Origin of the sequence: Paludisphaera rhizosphaerae (assembly GCF_011065895.1) — a bacterium.
Classification (GTDB): domain Bacteria; phylum Planctomycetota; class Planctomycetia; order Isosphaerales; family Isosphaeraceae; genus Paludisphaera; species Paludisphaera rhizosphaerae.
Window position 1 is genome coordinate 186,504 of the sequence record NZ_JAALCR010000010.1, and the last position, 17,631, is coordinate 204,134.

At 66.4% G+C, this 17,631-nt stretch carries 14 protein-coding genes and 1 pseudogene; 6 read left to right on the forward strand and 9 right to left on the reverse strand.

What is annotated here, in order from left to right; all coding sequences use genetic code 11:
• Window positions 1-155: 155 nt before the first annotated feature.
• Complete coding sequence (locus G5C50_RS33035; protein WP_206107712.1) at window positions 156-3,653, reverse strand: S8 family serine peptidase; 3,498 nt, start codon at window positions 3,651-3,653, stop codon at window positions 156-158.
• Between the two features lie 369 nt (window positions 3,654-4,022).
• Here G5C50_RS33035 and G5C50_RS15130 point away from each other — a divergent pair, with 369 nt between their 5' ends.
• Window positions 4,023-5,042, forward strand: a complete 1,020-nt coding sequence (locus G5C50_RS15130; protein WP_165070738.1) for a DUF4886 domain-containing protein — start codon at window positions 4,023-4,025, stop codon at window positions 5,040-5,042.
• A gap of 12 nt (window positions 5,043-5,054) precedes the next feature.
• Here the strand turns inward: G5C50_RS15130 and G5C50_RS15135 are convergent, their stop codons facing one another.
• Entirely contained in the window at window positions 5,055-5,639 is a 585-nt protein-coding gene (locus tag G5C50_RS15135; RefSeq protein ID WP_165070739.1) for a hypothetical protein, read from the reverse strand.
• A gap of 346 nt (window positions 5,640-5,985) precedes the next feature.
• Here G5C50_RS15135 and G5C50_RS15140 point away from each other — a divergent pair, with 346 nt between their 5' ends.
• Both G5C50_RS15140 and G5C50_RS15145 read left to right on the forward strand, forming a co-directional pair.
• A complete protein-coding gene (locus G5C50_RS15140; protein ID WP_165070740.1) occupies window positions 5,986-7,134 on the forward strand; it encodes a DUF1559 domain-containing protein in 1,149 nt (382 codons plus the stop codon).
• Window positions 7,135-7,172: 38 nt separating this feature from the next.
• The gene (locus G5C50_RS15145) at window positions 7,173-7,382 is read left to right on the forward strand and encodes a hypothetical protein (protein ID WP_165070741.1); all 210 of its coding nucleotides are present in this window, start codon (window positions 7,173-7,175) and stop codon (window positions 7,380-7,382) included.
• Window positions 7,383-7,439: 57 nt separating this feature from the next.
• Here G5C50_RS15145 and G5C50_RS15150 read toward each other — a convergent pair whose 3' ends face one another.
• A complete protein-coding gene (locus tag G5C50_RS15150; RefSeq protein WP_165070742.1) occupies window positions 7,440-8,816 on the reverse strand; it encodes a sulfatase in 1,377 nt (458 codons plus the stop codon).
• A gap of 37 nt (window positions 8,817-8,853) precedes the next feature.
• On the reverse strand, window positions 8,854-10,242 hold the full coding sequence (locus G5C50_RS15155) for a sulfatase-like hydrolase/transferase (protein ID WP_165070743.1): 1,389 nt from the start codon (window positions 10,240-10,242) through the stop codon (window positions 8,854-8,856).
• A 257-nt stretch (window positions 10,243-10,499) separates the two neighbouring features.
• Here G5C50_RS15155 and G5C50_RS15160 point away from each other — a divergent pair, with 257 nt between their 5' ends.
• On the forward strand, window positions 10,500-11,441 hold the full coding sequence (locus tag G5C50_RS15160) for a DUF1559 family PulG-like putative transporter (RefSeq protein ID WP_165070744.1): 942 nt from the start codon (window positions 10,500-10,502) through the stop codon (window positions 11,439-11,441).
• Window positions 11,441-11,908 (forward strand): hypothetical protein, encoded by a 468-nt coding sequence (locus G5C50_RS15165; RefSeq protein WP_165070745.1) that lies wholly within the window; start codon window positions 11,441-11,443, stop codon window positions 11,906-11,908. Before G5C50_RS15160 ends, G5C50_RS15165 begins: the two co-directional genes overlap by 1 nt.
• Window positions 11,909-12,535: 627 nt before the next feature.
• On the opposite strand, the gene G5C50_RS15170 is transcribed toward G5C50_RS15165, so the two are convergent.
• Complete coding sequence (locus tag G5C50_RS15170; protein ID WP_165070746.1) at window positions 12,536-12,967, reverse strand: hypothetical protein; 432 nt, start codon at window positions 12,965-12,967, stop codon at window positions 12,536-12,538.
• Between the two features lie 272 nt (window positions 12,968-13,239).
• Here G5C50_RS15170 and G5C50_RS32660 point away from each other — a divergent pair, with 272 nt between their 5' ends.
• The gene (locus tag G5C50_RS32660; protein WP_240907092.1) at window positions 13,240-13,641 is read left to right on the forward strand and encodes a hypothetical protein; all 402 of its coding nucleotides are present in this window, start codon (window positions 13,240-13,242) and stop codon (window positions 13,639-13,641) included.
• 46 nt (window positions 13,642-13,687) lie between these two features.
• Here the strand turns inward: G5C50_RS32660 and G5C50_RS33245 are convergent.
• From G5C50_RS33245 to G5C50_RS15190, 4 genes and pseudogenes are all read right to left on the reverse strand, one after another.
• Window positions 13,688-13,786: pseudogene (locus G5C50_RS33245) on the reverse strand (hypothetical protein); the annotation flags it as partial.
• A gap of 3 nt (window positions 13,787-13,789) precedes the next feature.
• A complete protein-coding gene (locus tag G5C50_RS15180) occupies window positions 13,790-14,068 on the reverse strand; it encodes a type II toxin-antitoxin system ParD family antitoxin (RefSeq protein ID WP_165070757.1) in 279 nt (92 codons plus the stop codon).
• 91 nt (window positions 14,069-14,159) lie between these two features.
• Window positions 14,160-16,499 carry a TRAFAC clade GTPase domain-containing protein gene (locus G5C50_RS15185; protein ID WP_165070759.1) on the reverse strand — a complete coding sequence of 780 codons (2,340 nt, stop codon included), beginning with the start codon at window positions 16,497-16,499 and terminating at the stop codon, window positions 14,160-14,162.
• Window positions 16,500-16,620: 121 nt separating this feature from the next.
• The gene (locus tag G5C50_RS15190) at window positions 16,621-17,604 is read right to left on the reverse strand and encodes a hypothetical protein (protein ID WP_165070760.1); all 984 of its coding nucleotides are present in this window, start codon (window positions 17,602-17,604) and stop codon (window positions 16,621-16,623) included.
• Window positions 17,605-17,631 lie beyond the last annotated feature (27 nt).

Below are 17,631 nucleotides of genomic sequence, written 5' to 3' on the forward strand. Positions count from 1 at the left end.
GACGCACGCCCGATTGGGCCGGTCGAGGAATCACCGCCAGAGACCTTCCTGCTTCTCCGGCATGAGAGGGGAGCGTTCCCAACCGAGTTGCAGCAATCCGCATGCCGCGTCCGCCGTCGATGAACGAAGGCGGACGCAGCCGCGGCTGGGCGAGGTCAACCGATGAACAGGCCGTTCAGCAGGGCGTTGGGTCCGCCGGTGTTGGCGATCCGGAAGACCACCTTGCCCGACAGGGCCCAGGAGAGATAGACGCCGTTGGAGAAGGAACTGATCGACCGCGAGTCGAGCACGGCCCCGGTGCTCGCGTCGAGAACGTCGACCTGTTGGTTGCGGTTCGAGCCGTCCCAGTCGAGGAAGTAGAGGGCGACGTTCTTGGCGGTCGAGCCCAGGTCGAGCGTGACCGTGAAGGCGGAGTTCGAATACCAGACGGCGGCGACGCGGTTAGAGGAGCCCGGAACCTGGAGGGCGCGGGAGTCGCTGGAGGCATCGCTCCAGATGTAGGAGCCCGCCCCTGCGACGCCGAAGCCGTAGGAGGCGTCAAGGTTGGAGGCGGAGCCGGCCAGGGTATATCCGGAAGCTCCGTAGGCGGAGGTCCAGGTCCCCTGGGTCGTGGCGTCTGTCCCCAGATAGTTGGCCGTCGCCGCCGCGCCTGAGGGTCCGCCGATGAACAGGCCGTTGAGCAGGGCGTTGGGTCCGCCGGTGTTGGCGATCCGGAAGACCACCTTGCCCGACAGGGCCCAGGAGAGATAGACGCCGCTGGCGAAGGAGCTGATCGACCGTGAGTCGAGCACGGCTCCCGTGCCGGCGTCGAGAACGTCGACCTGTTGGTTGCGGTTCGAGCCGTCCCAGTCGAGGAAATAGAGAGCGACGTTCTTGGCGGTCGAGCCCAGGTCGAGCGCGACCGTGAACGAACCGCTGGAGTACCAGGCGGCGGCGATCCGGTTGGAGGAGCCTGGAGTTTGCAGGGCGCGGGAGTCGCTGGTGGCGTCGGTCCAGACGTAGGGGCTGGCTCCTGCGACGCTGAAACCGTAGGACGAGTCGAGGTTGGAGGCGGAGCCGGCCAGGGCGTATCCGGAGGCTCCATAGGCGGAGGACCAGGTCCCCTGGGTGGTCGTATTGTTCCCCAGGTAATTGGCCGTCGCCGCCGCGCCCGACGGTCCGCCGATGAACAGGCCGTTGAGCAGGGCGTTGGGTCCGCCGGTGTTGGCGATCCGGAAGACGACCTTGCCCGACAGGGCCCAGGAGAGATACACGCCGCTGGCGAAGGAGCTGATCGACCGCGAGTCGAGCACGGCTCCCGTGCCGGCGTCGAGAACGTCGACCTGTTGGTTGCGGTTGGAGCCGTCCCAGTCGAGGAAGTAGAGGGCGACGTTCTTGGCGGTCGAGCCCAGGTCGAGCGCGACCGTGAACGAACCGCTGGAGTACCAGGCGGCGGCGATGCGGTTGGAGGAGCCCGGAGTTTGCAGGGCGCGGGAGTCGCTGGTGGCGTCGGTCCAGACGTAGGAACCGGCCCCGGAAACGCTGAAGCCGTAGGACGAGTCGAGGTTGGTGGCGGAGCCGGCCAGGGCGTATCCGGAGGCTCCATAGGCGGAGGACCAGGTCCCCTGGGTGGTCGTATTGTTCCCCAGGTAATTGGCCGTCGCCGCCGAGCCTGAGGGGCCGCCGATGAACAGACCGTTCAGCAGGGCGTTGGGTCCGCCGGTGTTGGCGATCCGGAAGACCACCTTGCCCGACAGGGCCCAGGAGAGATACACGCCGTTGGCGAAGGAGGAGATCGACCGCGAGTCGAGCACGATGCCCGTACCGGCGTCGAGGACGTCGACGCGTTCGGAACGGTTGGAGCCGTCCCAGTCGAGGAAGTAGAGAGCGACGTTCTTGGCGGTCGAGCCCAGGTCGAGTGCAACGGTGAACGAACCGCTGGAGTACCAGGCGGCGGCGACGCGGTTGGAGGAGCCCGGAACCTGGAGGGCGCGGGAGTCGCTGGAGGCGTCGGCCCAGACGTAGGAACCGGCCCCGGAAACGCTGAAGCCGTAGGACGAGTCGAGGTTGGAGGCGGAACCGGCCAGGGCGTATCCGGAGGCCCCATAGGCGGAGGACCAGGTCCCCTGGGTGGTGGTGTTGCTCCCCAGGTAATTGGCCGTCGCCGTTGGAGTCGGCGGAGGGGTCGTGGTCGGCAGAGCCGCGCCAAGGTTGAGTTCACCGCCGGTAGCGACCTTGCCGGTCAACGACGCGAGAGGCTTGGCGGTGCTCAGGATCTGGTTGACGATCTGGGTGTAGGTCCAGTCCGAATGGGCGGTGGCCAGCAGGGCGGCGGCTCCCGTGACGAACGGGGTGGCCATGGAGGTCCCGCTCATGTAGCCGTAGCTGTTGCCAGGCAGCGTGCTGTAGATGTTTCCGCCTGGGGCGGCGATGTCGACGGTGGTCGCCCCGTAGTTTGAGAACCAGGAGAGGGAGCCGTCGGAGTCGATCGACGCCACCGAGATCACGTTGGGCTGCGTGGAACCGGAGGGAGACGAGGGCGAGACGTCTGTGTTCGTGCTGCTGTTGCCCGCGGCGGCCACGAAGACGGAGCCGGCCGACGCGGCGGCGGCGATGGCGTTGTCGAAGGTCGAACTGATGGTTCCGCTGCCGCCGTAGCTGTTGTTCGAGACCTTCGCCCCCATGGCCGCGGAGTAACGGAGGGCGGCGGCCGCCGCCGTGTCGGTGCCGTTGCCGGCGGAGTTGAGGATCTTCAACGGCATGATCTGGACCTGCCAGTTCACGCCGGAGACGCCCACGCCGTTGTTTCCCGTCGCGCCGATGATTCCCGAGACGTGGGTGCCGTGGCCGTTGTCGTCGAATGGGTTGTTGGTGTTGCTGACGAAGTTCCAGCCGACGATGTCGTCGACGTAGGTGACCCCGTTGATCGCGCCGTCGTTGCTGATGCCGTCGGCCCAGCCGCCGGTGCCGTTGTCGACGCCGTTGGTACGACCCATCGTGACCAGCAGGTCGGCCGCCGTGATCCGGCCGTCGCCGTTCTGGTCGGTGATCTTGCCGATTCCCTGGTTGGGCTTGGAGCCGTCGGCGGCCTGGTAATTCAGGTCGTAGAAAGTGATCTTGCCGTCGCCGTCCTCGTCGATCAGGTTGGCCCTTCGCGAGGCCGGGATCTCGCCCTGGTTAATCCAGATGTTTTGATAGAGGTCCGGGTGATTGTAGTCGACGCCCGTGTCGATGACCGCGACGGTCGTCTTCGTCGAGCCCGTCGACGTGTTCCAGGCCGTCGGCGCGTTGATCCCGTACGTCCCGTTCAACCCCCACTGAGTCCCGTCGGAATACTGAGGATCGTTGGGGGTGGCGTCGATGCTGAAGGTCTGGCGAGGCTCCGCGTATTCGATCCCGGGGATCGCCATGACGCGCTTCTGAAATCGAGACAGCGCGAGATACGACCCAAACGCCTGAATGACTCCCTGGACTTCTGAATCGGCCAAGGTCGCGCCCAACCGCTTCGCCTGCGCCGCCACGTCGGCCTCCGAAGCTCCCCCCAGGCCGACCAGGAGCGAGCCCGTGTAAGTTCCCGAACTCAGGACCGTACGGCGCTCCAGATGTTCGAGTCCCATCCCCAACGTAAACGCGCGACGCGCGCGAGCCAGCCGCTTCATTGGCCGAGTTATCATGGGTGCGTGTTCCTGGGGGAAGGTCGAAGCTTCGAGCCGAGGCTCGGCAAGGCGGATGTCGGGCGGCCGAAATCGGCCGAAAACCGATGATGTCGGTGACTTGCGAGACCTTTCCAGACGTGACCCGCCATCGATGAGTCGAAATGCACGCCGTCATGGTCGTGCGGCGGTTCGCATCTGGATGCGCCTGGATTGTTCCTTCAATCCTCATCATTTCGCAAGGGTGCAGGGGGGCCTTGTCGCGAGAATCCTTGTCGACGCGGACGATTCCATCGGGTCGATTCGCGGGATATCCTGGAGAACGAGCCGTCCCCGCCCCGTTCATGTGGGGAGCGGCCGCGTTTCCCTGGACTCTCGGGGTCGAACTCGATGAAGCGTCTGGAAGGTGCATCTTCGGCCTGGCCTCCGCTGGTTCTCGTCGCGGTACTGCTCGGCCTGCCGTTGGGGGGGCGGACGTCGGCTCAGACGCCTGGGGGGCGGACTCCCACGACGGTGCGGTTGCTCACGGTCGGCAATAGTTTCTCGCAGGACGCGACCCGCTACCTTCCGGACGTCGTCAAGGCTCAGGGGGACGTTCTGGTACATCACCAGGCAGGGATTCCCGGCGGCACGCTCCAGCAGCATTGCGAGAAAGCCGACGCCCACGCCAAGGATCCGGCCGACCCTCGCGGCCTCTACGTCAACTCCAAGCTGAGCCTGGTTCAGGAGTTGAAGGCCGAGCCCTGGGATTTCGTCACGATCCAGCAGGCGAGCATCCGCAGCCACGACTACGCAACCTACCAGCCGTTCGCCGATCGCCTCGTCGCGATCATCAAGGAACTGGCCCCTGGCGCGCGCATCGTCGTCCACGAGACCTGGGCTTACCGTCGAGACGACCCGCGCTTCGATCCGAAGAAGAAGCCGGCCCCCGGCGAACCGGCCGATCAGGAGGCCATGTATCACGGGCTGGCCGAGGCCTACCACACTCTCGCCGGCCACCTGGAGGCCCCGATCATCCCCGTGGGAGACGCCTTCCACATCGCCGACGCCGACGCCAAATGGGGATATCGGCCCGATACGAAGTTCGACCTGGCGGCCGCCGTCATGCCCGCGCTGCCGGACCAGACCCACTCGCTGCACGTCGGCCGGAAGTGGGTCAAGCAGGAGGACGGGAGCTTCAAGATGACCATGGACGGGCACCACTCCAGCGTCGCCGGCCGATACCTCGGGGCGTTGACGTTCTATGAGTCGCTCTACGGAAAGTCGGTCGTCGGCTGCACCTTCCGGCCGAACGGCGTCAACGCCGAGTACGCCGCGTTCCTCCAGGAGTCGGCCCATCAGGCGACGGCCGCCCTCAAGGGAACGTCGTTCCAGATCCCGCGTGGAGTTCCGGCGTCGGCGTCCCGCTGAGGGGCGTCGGCTTCATTTGGGCGACGCGGGAGTCTCAGGCCCGCCGATCTCGACGGCTTCGACGGTGACCGTCACCCCGGCGTCCGCATAACGGGTCACGGATTTGAGCAGGCGCCCGGGGACGTCGTCGGACATCCAGGTTCGGGCGGTCCACTTCAGGCCGCCGTCCCCCACGCCCTTGGTATCGAACCAGATCGCCTTGAATTCCCTGCCGGAGACGGTCAACTTCTCCTCCCCCTGAGCGAGGGCGTCGGTCGGCTTGCCGACGTCTTCCTTTCGCATTTTGCCGATGAGGGGGAAGAGCCGATACTGGTCGCGCCTCTCGGGAGGCGACTCGACGAGCGAACCCGTGGCGTCGCTCACCTTGAGGGTTTCGAGCACGACCTTCTCCGGCTTGACCGCCTTGAGGGTCGTGGTCGTCGTCGTTGTGAGGACTCCCCCCTTCGACTCCGAACGGGAACGTGTGACGACCCTCGTGCCGAGCGGCTGTTTGGCCCAACTCAGGTAAGTCGGATGGTCGACGTTCTCGGCGTTCGCCGTCGGAGCGACGGCGACCAGGGCGGCCTGGACGAACAGGGCGACGAGGGGCTTGTTCACGAGCGGGCCTCCCGGACGGCGAAACCACGCCGACCCCGAGGACCATCCCAACGGGCGACGACGCGGCCGAATCCTATCCCGTCGGAGTTCGCGCCGACAACGCGCCGTGCAGGAATTCACACGTTCTTCCCTGATTCGACCTTGATCTAAGTATTAAGGAGATCGATATATCGATTTCCGAGTCTTCATTCATGATCGATGGTTAGAGATATTTTCGTCAAACATTCTCCTTGGCTTGTGGGTCGTCTTCGCGCTTCGTGCCTAACCTGGCCGCGGCCGACTGGTCCCGAGGCGGGACTGATCCGAGCCTTACGACCTTCACACAACTGCAAGGAGATCGTCGACCGTGAGCGCCCCCCGTAGGCCCATCGCCCTCCGCACGGGCTTCACCCTGATCGAATTGCTCGTCGTCATCGCGATCATCGCCGTGCTCATTGCGCTGCTCTTGCCGGCCGTGCAATCGGCTCGCGAGGCGGCCCGCCGGATGCAGTGCACCAACAACCTGAAGCAGATCGGGCTCGGCTTCGCCAACTTCGAGAGCGTCAACGGCCACCTGCCGCCTGGGCCGTACGACGGCGACCCCGACGCCGTCGACCTCTCCGGAAATCCGGACTCGTCCCGCCGGAATTACGACGAGGACTGGAAGAACGGCGGATATGAGACCTCAACCTGCTGCCGGGCCGACCACCCCAACGGCTTCAACCAGTTCTTCAAGATCCTGCCCTTCATCGAGCAGGCCACGGTCTACAACCTCGCGAACTTCGCGGCGCCTCCCATCAATTCCAACCTCGCACGAGGGTCGGATTACGCGGGCGAGGACAGCGTCGCCCGGGCTGTGATCGCCACCTATTTCTGCCCCACTCGTCGCTCGCCGTCCGCCTACCTCTCTGGCGCGGTCAGCAGCGCCTCGAACGCCGTCGCCAAGAACGACTACGCCGGCTGCGCAGGGATGTTCCAGGGCGAATCCTACGAGTGCCAGGATCGGAGCAACCGCTGGGTCCCGGCTGCACCGGACGGTTCGTCGCCGATCGCCAACGAGCGAGCCGCCATCAATCAGGGGGACACGGGCGGCCGCAAGGGGGCGATTTCCCACGGCGTCCGCAGCAAGCGACGTCTCGCCGATTTCACCGACGGCACGTCCAACTCGATCGTGGCGGCCGAGAAGTCGCTCCCCTGGGCTCGGTTCGCAACCGACGGCGGCGACAACGAGCGCTGGAACAACGCCGGCTGGGACGAGGACGTCGTCCGGTTCCACTTCGTGCCGGTGGCGGACGCCCAGGCTCCGCCGCTGAACGGCCTGTGCAGCAGCCCCTCGTCGCCGAACACGGGCTCGACCCTTTGGCGGCGGATGTTCGGCGGTCCCCACCCCGGCGGCGTCAACGCAGTCCTTGGCGACGGCTCGGTGCGCTTCATCAAGTTCAGCGTTAATCCGAGCGCCTTCCGTCGCCTCTCCGTCATCGACGACGGCGAGGTCCTCAGCTCCGATTCGTACTGACCACATCGGCCGCTCCGAGCCGAAAAGGTGAACCTCCGATGTCAAGGTCCTGGACCGTCGTCGTACTCCTGCTCGCTGCCGTCGCGTCACCTGGTTGCGACTCCGGCGGAACGCCTCCCAGTGAGGCCAGGAAGGTCGAGCTGAGCGCGGAGCAGGCCGCCGAGATCAAGAAGGCGGACGCACAGGTCGACGACGAAGAGCAAGGTCAGAAGATCGTCCAGCCCTCCAAGGGCGCCAGGAAGAAGTGAGACCGGTCGCCGGGGGGCTTCGACCCCCCGGCGCTCGTTCGGATCAAGCCCGGCCCATCATTCGGCTGCCCCGGCACCGCTCTTGACGGGCGGCGCATCGGTCTTGGGGAACCACTTCGCCAACTCGGCCTTTCTGGCGGCGTGCTTGGGGTCGGCGGCGAGGTTGGTCCATTCGTAGGGGTCGGCTCCCTCGTCGTAGAGTTCCTCGCCGCCGTCGGCGTAGCGGATGTACCGCCAGCCTTCGGAACGGACGGCGTGATTGCCTGCGCCGAAGGTCGTCAGAGCGGGGCGGTCCCACGCGGCGTTCGGGTCTTTCAGAAGGGCCTTGAAGCTGGGCCCCTCGACGTGCTTCGGCGTGGCGACGCCGCAGAGGTCGGTCAGGGTCGGGTAGACGCTCATGAAGTCGACGGTCCGCGAGCAAACGCCGCCGGGCGAGGTCAGGCCAGGGACGACCCAGATCATCGGGGCTCGCGTCGCCTCTTCCCACAGGGCGAACTTCCGCCAGTGGGACTTCTCGCCCAGGTGCCAGCCGTGGTCGCCCCAGAGCATGATGATCGTCTTGTCCTTGTCCGGCGAGCGGTCGAGCGCGTCGAGCAGCCGGCCGACCATGGCGTCGGCGTAGCTGATCGCGGCCAGGTACGCCTGCACGGCCTCCTTCCAGCGGCCCGACTCAACCATCTTGCGGTGGTCGCCGTTGGGCTTGGCCATCTTCACGCCGGCCGGCGGGACGTCGGCCAGGTCGTCTTCGCGGAAGGGGGGGAGCTGGATGGAGTCCAGCGGATGCATGTCGAAGTACTTGCCCGGGACGTTCCAGGGCATGTGCGGCTTGTGGAGGCCGACGGTCAGCAGGAACGGCTTGTCGTGCGACTTCCCAAGCTCATAGATGCCGTACTGGACGATCTTCCATTCGCGGAGGTCTTCATCCTTCGCCCCGTCGAGCCGGGCGAACTTGATCCCGCCCTGGCCGCCGACGCCGTCGTTGCCGGTCGGCTTGGGGTCCTTCCCCTCGTTCTTGAGGTAGTCGTCCCACTCAGAGCGGCGGGCGTAGGCCTCGTGGTAGATCTTGCCCGAGCCGAGGACCTCGTAACCCGCCTTGCGGAACGTGGTGGGCAAGGTGAGATCCGGCGAGACCGCCGGCCGCCAGTCCTCCTCGTTCTTGTAGACGCCCGTCGTGGACGGCCGAAGACCGCTCATCAGGGCGGCTCGCGACGGGTTGCACAAGGGCGCGGCGCAGTAGGCGTGGGTGAACCGGACGCCCCGCGCGGCGAGGCGGTCGATGTTGGGGGTGATCGTCTGGGGGTTGCGACCGAGGTGGCCGACCCAGTGGTTCAGGTCGTCCAGCGCGATGAAGAGGACGTTCGGCCGATCGTCGCCGCGGGCGGGCGCCGTCGCGAGCGCAAGGCTCGCGACGGCCGCCAGGAGGGTGAATCGCATGGGTGAGGGTCCTTGAGGGGTGCGTCGATCGGTCGCGTCAATCGCCCTTGCCGCCGCCTTCCGGACCCCAGAGGGGCTTGGCGAGCTGGGCGTCCCAGCTTTCCCACGCGGCGAGGAGTTCCTTGACCTTCTCGGGGTTCTGGGTGGAGAGATCGCGGGCCTCGCCCGGATCGTCGGCCAGGTTGTAGAGCCGGAAGGGTGTGACGACCACGTTCGCGGCCCGCGACCGCGTCCCGGGATTGTCGAGCGTCGAGTCATAGCGGACGAGCTTCCAGTCCCCCTTGCGGACGGCCGCCTGTTCGCCCATTCGCCAGAAGAGGACGTCGTGCGGAGCCGCGGCGTTCGCCCCGGTCAGGTAGGGGAGCAGGTTCACGCCGTCGAGCTTCCACTCGGGCTTCGACTCGACTCCCGCCGCCGCCAGCGCGGTGGGGAGCATGTCGAGCTGGATCACCGGCTTGCCGTAGACAGTCCCGGCCGGCAGCTTCCCCTTCCAGCTCAGGAAGAACGGAACGTGGATGCCGCCTTCGAGCGAAGTCCGCTTCGAGCCCCGGAAGGGGGCGTTGCTCGACCCGTTCACGGTGGTCCCGGGCATCGTCGGGCCGCCGTTGTCGTTGAAGTAGACGATCAGCGTGTCGTTCTCCAGCCCCGACTCCCGGACCTTGCCGACGATCGCGCCGACGGCCTCGTCGAGGGCCGTCAGCATGGCGGCGTACTTGCGGCGGGTGGGATCGGCGATCGAGGCGAACCGCGCCAGGCGGTCGTCGGTGGCGTCCATCGGCGTGTGGACGGCGTTGAAGGTGACTTCCAGGAAGAACGGGGATGAGTCGGCCTTGTGGCGGTCGACGAACGCCACGGCCTCGCGGGCGAAGGCGTCGGTCAGGTACTGCTTCTCATGGACGATCTCGTTCCCGCGGTAGACGTTCTCGGTCGTCTCCGCGAAATACGTATGGGCACCGCCGAGGAAGCCGAAGAACTCGTCAAAACCCCGCTTCTGGGGATGCAGGTCGGGCGTCCCGCCCAGGTGCCACTTGCCTACCAGGCCGGTGGAGTAGCCGGCGGTTTTGAGCCGGTCGGCGATCGTCGTCTCCGACTTCGGCAGGCCCCCCTTGCCGCTTGGGTTCCACTCGTGGCCGAACCGCTGCTGGTATCGACCGGTCAGGAACCCCGCGCGGGTCGGGCTGCAATACAGGCCGGAGACATAGCCCTCGCTGAAGCGGACGCCGCTCGCCGCCAGGGCGTCGATGTTCGGCGTGGGGAAGTCCTTGTTGCCGTTCACCCCCAGGTCGGCGTAGCCCATGTCGTCCGTGATCAGGACGACGATGTTGGGCTTCTTCTCCGCCGCCACACCCTCTGAGGCTCCGAAAACCAGCCCCAGCAAGGCCGTCGCGGCCAGCCGTCCCCACACGTTTCTCGCCGTCATTCGCATCCTGGTCGCTCCCTGGATTTTCGAACCATCGACCCGTCCGTCGATTCGGACTATTCAACCCGATCCGCCCCCTGAAGTGGCGAAGCTCGGCCAAAATACCGATTTCCTACTAAGTCGGTCAAGGTTAGTGAAAATCAATGTTGACAAATTCGGTAGGCAAAGGGAATATTGGCTGCGGCTGAGGGTTGAAGGCGGTCGATACGGGAAGCCAAGGCCGTCAAGGAGTTGTTCGAGAGGTTACCTGGGAGATCGGGACGATGCGGGATTCAGGGCGGATTGACGGTGGGCAGGGGAGCCGCGGGTTCACGTTGATCGAGTTGCTGGTGGTGATTGCGATCATCGCCGTCCTGATCGCCTTGTTGCTGCCGGCGGTCCAGTCGGCCCGCGAGGCGGCGCGTCGGATCCAGTGCACGAACAACCTGAAGCAACTCGGTCTGGCTCTGCACAACTACCACGACGTCCACGGCCGGTTCGCCCCGGGCTCGATCACGGTGGCCGTGACTCCGTCGCGGGATTACCGCCAGCCGTTCATCACCTCGCTGCTGCCGTTTGTGGAGCAGGGGGCTCTGGCGAGCAGCTTCAACTTCAACCAGTCGTTCCAGACGAACCACAATGACACGACCCGGCTGACGCGGGTGGCGGTGTTCGATTGCCCCTCGGATCAGCAGATCCTCTTCATCAACGACGCCGGCACGAATCCGGACGTGAAGGGGAGCTACGGGATCAACTGGGGGACGAACACGTTCGGCGACCAGGGGCTGGTCGGGCCGTTCGCCCTCAACTACGGGTCGTCGATGGCGGAGTTGACCGACGGAACCAGCAACACCTTTCTGATGGCCGAGGTGCTCCAGCTTCCCGCTCCGACGGGCCAGCCGTCGGACGTGGTCGACCGTCGGGGACGGATCTGGACCGACCAGTCGACCTCGTATCACCTGACGACCCGGAACGGGCCGAACAGCCAGGTTCCCGACTTCGGCGTCTGCGGCGAGCAGACCGACCCGCGCCTGGCGCCCTGCACCCGAAAGACCGGCACGCCCACCAACCACTACATCTCCTCGCGGAGCCGGCATCCCGGCGGCGTGAACGTCCTGCTCGGCGACGGCTCCGTCCGGTTCATCAAGAATTCAGTCTCGATCGCCTCCTGGCGGGCCCTGAGCAGCAAGGCCGGCGGCGAGGTCCTGAGCGGAGACTCCCTCTGATGTCGCGCCCGACCGCCTCGCTTCGATCGCTCGCCCTGCTGACGGCCCTGACCACTTCGCTCGCCCTGACCGGCTGCGGCGAAAGGGAGCCGGAGCGACACCCCGTCGCCGGCAAGGTCTCGCTCGACGGCAAGCCCCTGGCGACGGGGAAGGTAACCTTCGTCCCCCTGGACGGCCCGACGGCTTCCGTGGCCGAAGTCCGTGACGGCGTCTTCCAGGTGGACCGGGCTTCGGGGCCTGCGTCGGGCCGCTATCAGGTCGAGATCGTCGCCGTCGCCCTCACCGGCAAGAAGATCCCGAACCCGGACGTCCCCGGCCGATTCCTCGACGAGGAACGCGACCTCGTCCCCGAGCGTTACAACCTCAAGTCCGAGCTGATCGCCGAGGTCGCCCCCGGCGCTCAGAACGCCTTCGAGTTCGCCCTCTCCTCCGAACGTCCCGCCGGCAAGAAGACCCGCCGCCGCTGAGAACCACAAGAAGTCCTCGAACGGCCGACGTCCTCCGGGGCGTCGGCTTCGTTTTTGGCTTCGGTCGCACACCGGGTGGCGAACGTAAAGCCTTTTGCCGGCGAATCTTTGGGGCCGCCAGCCGGCGGCTTCGTTCGCGCTTCCTCGCATTCACCCGCGGCGATTTCCACGATCCAACCGGATTGTCAAAGAGCGTCCCGCGAAGCCGTCGCCTATTCCGACGGGCGGGCGCGGCATTCGATCTGTCGCGAACTCTGTGTCCTGGCCTGGGAGCCGGATCGTCTCCGACCTGACACTGAGTCGGTGTTGCGCAACCTGGCGATTAGGTTCGAGGCGGCTTCGTTCGTTGCCGCCGCGGGTGGCCTTCGTGCGTTGTAAACGTCTTGGTTCATGGCGGTTGTGTTCGATCGAGGCGGCGGCTTCGTTCGGCGAGAAGTCGCGAGTCGCGGGAGTCGATCCAGCCCACTGTGCACGGTGAGCGCGGAGCCTTGCGCGGAATGCACGGACCTTGGCCCACTCCAGGTCTCTCTACGGATATTGTGGGACCGGAACCCAGACCTCGGACCTGGAATATCGCCGCTGCGTCGACATTGGCGTTCGGGTTAGGTCGTCCGCGACGGGGAGTGGTCAATCCTCCCGGGGGTATTCTTCGAGGTGCGAGGACTCGACCGACGGGTTGGGAACGACTGGTTTCCTCGGGCGTCGCTCGCAGGCGATTTTCGCGAGCTTGAGGGCGACGACCAGGACGAGCCAGTCGAAGACCAGCGTCATCGGTTGGAGTCTGTCGGCGTGGAACCTCATCCCGGTGATCAAGCTGAACCAGCAGGGAGAGAGGGGCCAACCGCGAAAGAACATGCCTTTGGTGACGAAATCCAACTCGGCGGGAAGTCTGGAGACGCCGATGTCTCGCTTCCAATCGGTCGGCCGCAGGTTGGCCCAGATCCAGAGCCCGGTGAGCAGGGCGAGGACGATGGTGGCGGTCAGATGGGCGGGGCGGGGTCGTCTTTGGACGACGACGTAGGTGAGAAGGGCGACCGCCGCGACCAGTACGTCGACCATGTCCGGCACGACCTCTCTGGGGACTCGAAAGCCTCAAGCCCGATCTGACCTTGGCTTGAAAGAAAGATAGCCGAGGGCGGCTGTCCCACATCGATGAAGAGGTGGATTCCATGATGGCTTGGCCTGGCCCGCGATTTTACGCTCACTTTCGTCCGTTGGAAACGATTGCCACGTTTTGATTCCAATGATGACGCGATTCTGGTCGGCGTCCGGGTCGATCTTGGGGGACCGACAAACTGGTAATGTTGGCGAATGCCGATCGAGGAGGAGACATGGGAAATGTTGATTCCGACGGCGATCGCGAGGAGGGGCCGGGTCCTTACCTCGCGGTGCTGCTGTTTCTGCTGCTCGGCTTCTCGGCGCTGACGTTTCTGGCGACGTCGAGCGGCTCGCCCGGCGACGTCTCGTCCCGGCCGAGGCTGCTCACGACCCTCGCGACGATCACGGGGCCGTTCACGGGCGCAATCGCCAGAGGGGGGCAGTCGTGCTGCCTGGCGAATTCTTGGGCCCTCGCCCTATGGCTCGCTCCGGCGTTGGCGGTCGGAGTCGCCGCGCCGTTTGCCCTGCCGGGGCGCGGGGCCATGGCGAGGGCCGCCCGAATGTCGCTCTGGACGATCGGCTGGCTCGCCTGGCTCGTGGGGGGGCCGATCTCGTTCCTGCACGCCCTGAACTGACGTCAGGGAACTGGGCGTGGATTCGGGCGAGTGAGATGAATCGATCGATGAGGTGGTCGGCCGCCTGGACGCTTCTCGCGGCGATGTAATCCCACGCCTCATCGAGGTCGGCCTGGGCCGTCGGGCTGATAGCCGGCTCGACCACGAGTTATGAGCCGGCCTTGCGCGCCGCGAGTCGTTCTCGCCCGCGCTTCTTGGCGTCGCTGGCCCATTCATCGGAAAGAGGCTTGGCCTCGCCGCGGTCGGCTTCGTCGATCCCGACCTGAACGTCGCGGCGGAGTTGGACGAGCTTCTGTTCGTCCAGCTCCACTTGCTCCTTCAGGAGTCGCAGCCCCTCGCGAACGACCTCGCTGACCGTCTGGAAACGGCCGCTCTCGATCTCGCCCTCGACGAATCGTTCGAGTTCCGGCGGCAGGGAGACGTTCATGGGCGTTCCTCTTCCAGGTTCGCGTCTGTCTCAACCCTAGCACGGTCGTCGACGACTCGCAATTCAGGGCGTCGCTCGCGGTTTCGTCCGCTTACTCGGGGCGGGCCAGGGTCGGCATGGCGAAGTCGGAGGTGAAGGTCAGCGAGGTGGCTCCGCCCTTGGCGAGCTTGATGGTGTTGGAGAGGAGCCGCATGGCCAGGGGGTCGCCCTGGCGGCTGTGGAGGACGGCGATTTCGGAGGCCGACCAGTCGTAGTCGGTGATCCGGATCGTGATCGGATCGCCGTACTTCCAGACGATTGGCTGGGAGTAGGTGTAATCCCAGATGGGTCGCGTCGTATTGGGGATGACCGGCGAGGGGCCGTAGGTCGCGCCGGCGACTTCCAGGGTCACGCCCAGGTCGGGGCCGCCGCCGGCCAGGTATTTCCCGGCCGAGTTGGGGACCTCGCCCCGGCGCAGGGTGACGCGGTAGTTCTGGGGGACCGAGATCTTGTCCCACCAGTCGAGGTATCCCTTGGCGGACTCGGCGAAGCGGCCGTCGGGGTGGTCGCGAAGGTAGTCGCGGAGGAGTTGCGCGACCTCGACGACGTCGTCGGGGTGTCCGGCGGCGTGATCGTACGCCTGGCGGTAGGCGTGGGCGTCCCAATCGCGGAGGATCCGGTCGCGGGCCTCGATCGCCTCGCTGACGAACCGACCGCCGGCCTGATGGGCCTTGAGGTAGTCCTGATACTTCTCGATCCGCGCGGCGAAGCTCGTCGGCTGGCGCTGGGAGAACTCGCGGGCGCGGGCGATGTCGCGATCGTCCTGGCGGCGGGCGTATTCTTCGAGCCGGCCCTGGACCTCCTGGCGGAAGGGGCTGTCGGGATGCCCTTCCAGGAAGCTCCGCGATCGTTCGATCAGATCCGTGAGCGAGGCGTTGGGGAGCGTCTCCGACCGGATGATGTCGTCGACCAGCCGGCGTTCCACGGCCGAGGCCCGCGTGGCCAGCTCGGCCTTGAGGGCCTGGGCCAGTTTGAGGGCGTCGGGACGCTTGGCCGAGTCGGGGAATTCGCGCAGGAAGGCGTCGATCGCGGCGAGCGCCTTGGCCGGGTCGTCGATGGCTTGCAGCGAGTTGACCTCGGAGTAGACCTCTTTCCAGCGCTCGTCGTGGCGGACCTGTTCGCGGGTTTTCTCGACCTCGCGGATTGCCGGGGCAAGCTGGGGCGCCTGGGTCCGCGCGGCTTCGAGCTTGGCGTCGAGATCGGGCACGACGGCACCGGCGGCGACCTGCACGCCGCTGGCCTTCACGGTCCACTCGGCCTGCTTGTTCTGGGCCTCGCGAGCGTAGCGCGGGAGCAGGAACGGCATTGTGGGGTGGCTGGCCAGCAGTTCCGACCACCGCGAGGCGACGGAGGTCGCCGAGTTGCCCGGATCGCGCTCGAAGGCCGCGGCCCGTTCATAGCCCCAGACGTCGTAGCCGACCGTCAGCCCCGCCAGAACGGCGGCGGCTCCCGCGACCTTCCCCAACCGCCGCAGCGTTCGGCCTCGTTCCAGGGCCTTCAGGCGGTCGCGGAACTCGTACGTCCGGTTCGAGCGTGGGTAGCGCTTCTCATAGGCGTCCAGGCAGCGGTGGAGGCGCGGCAGGTCGTCCTGAGCCGACTCCCAGAGCAATTCCATCTGGGCCCGGTCGCGGACTTCCAACTGCTCGGCGACCCAACCCAGCGGGCCTTCCAGCCCCATCGGATGGATCTCCGACGGCGGTCGGTTCCCCTGCGATCCCGTGCCGAACGAGCTGACGGCGAAGATGACGCCGTCGGGGGCGTGCTGCTGGAGGGCGTGGCGGGTCATGCCGTACTGCCGATCCACCAGCCGCTCGACGAAGTTCTCGTCGGCCGTCGAGCCCCCCTCGCGTTCCAGAACCCGGTCGAACTTCGTCAGCAAGAGTGCGACGGGGCGATCGGTGCTGATGTCCTCGGACTTCTCGATGTACCGTTCCAGGAGGCTCTCCACCTCCTGCTGCCGCCTGCGCCGCTCGGCGGGATCCTGCGAGCCCTCGGGGTCGAGGCAGAGGAAGACGGCGTCGCAGCCGGCGAAGAACTCCTGGATCGGCTCGTCCGTCCCCAGGGTGACGTGCTCCCCCTGGTAATCCTTGACGATCAGCTCGAACCGCGCGGGGCCGTGGTAGAGCCGCAAATGCAGCTCGGTTTCCGAGAGCGTGCCCGAGGTCGCCTCGCCGGACTCGATCTGGGCGATCTTCTCCGCGAGGTACTCGGCGGTGGGGGCGTCGGCCGCGGCCAGCCGAACGCCGGGCACCAGCCCGCCGGCCGCCTGGCGATAGAACATCGCCAGCAACGTCGTCTTGCCGACGTTCCGATGCCCGAAGAGCGCAATCTTCTTGGGGCCGGTCAGCCGGGCCTCCAGGGCGTCCAGTCGCGTCGTACGGCGGTTTGACACGCTCGTCCTCGAACTCCTTTGACGATCGCCCAGGTCCCGGGCGTTCCTTCCTGGAAGACGCCCGGTTGCGACGGTTGCTCCGATTCTATGTTCTATACATCGACGTTTCAGCGTCAACGATTCAGGCCGGCCGCCGCAGGACGACGCGACGGAAGAACCAGACGGTTCCGGTGACGGGACGCAGCATCGTCCGCAACGGGAACCCCAGGACGACCAGAAGCGCCCCGATCGCCACGAGGCCCGCCAGGATCGCCCCCAGGCGACGGAAGATCGGGAAGTCCACGCCGTAGTTCGAAAGCGTTTCGCCGATGGTGGTTTCCAGCCCCTTCACGACCCCGCCGCCGACGGCCGTCGCCAGCGTGACGCCGGCCTTCGCGAACTCGCGGGCCGCGTATTCGGTCGCCCGGCCGGCGTAGTCGACGAAGGCGTCGGGATTGGCGTAGAAAGCCGCCAGCACGCCGGCCGCCGCCAGCTTCTTCTTATGAGGAAGAACCTGGGTGGTGAAGAACTCCCAGCCTCCTCGGCCCGTCTTGCGCAGGACGCCCAGGCTCTCCGGCCCTTCCTTGACGATGACCTCGGCCACGTCGTCGCCGAACGCCCGGACGGCCGTCAGCCCCTCGGGGCCAAGCTGGCGGATCATCGCCTCGGCTTCCTGAGGATAGCGCTGGGCGATCCGGCGGGCCGATTCGCCCATCTCGACGACGACCCGCTTCTCGGCGGGCTTCAACGCCTTGAACGTCTTCATCGCCTCGGCGTCACGGCCGACAAGCTGGCGGAACTCGGTTTCCAGCAACAGCTCGCTCGGGTGCTCAACCCGCCGAGCCGCCGTGGCCAGCTCGTCGGACTGCTTCACCAGGGTCTCCAAACCCTCCTCAGACCCCCTTGTGAACAGCTTGCCCACGCCGCGGGCTTCCGCCGTGGCCGCGTCGCCGCCGCGGATGATCGCCTTGCTCCCGCGAGCCTCAACGATGATCTGCTGTACGACCTCGTCCAGCCACGAGAACGGGCCGGCCTGCACCGGGGTCGTCGCGAAAGCCGTCGTCACCAGAACGATCGCCCATGCCAGGGGCCGGAACGGTCGTCGAGTTTGGGAGGGTGCGTGCATCTGTTGCGGTCCTTCCACGCCAGTCTC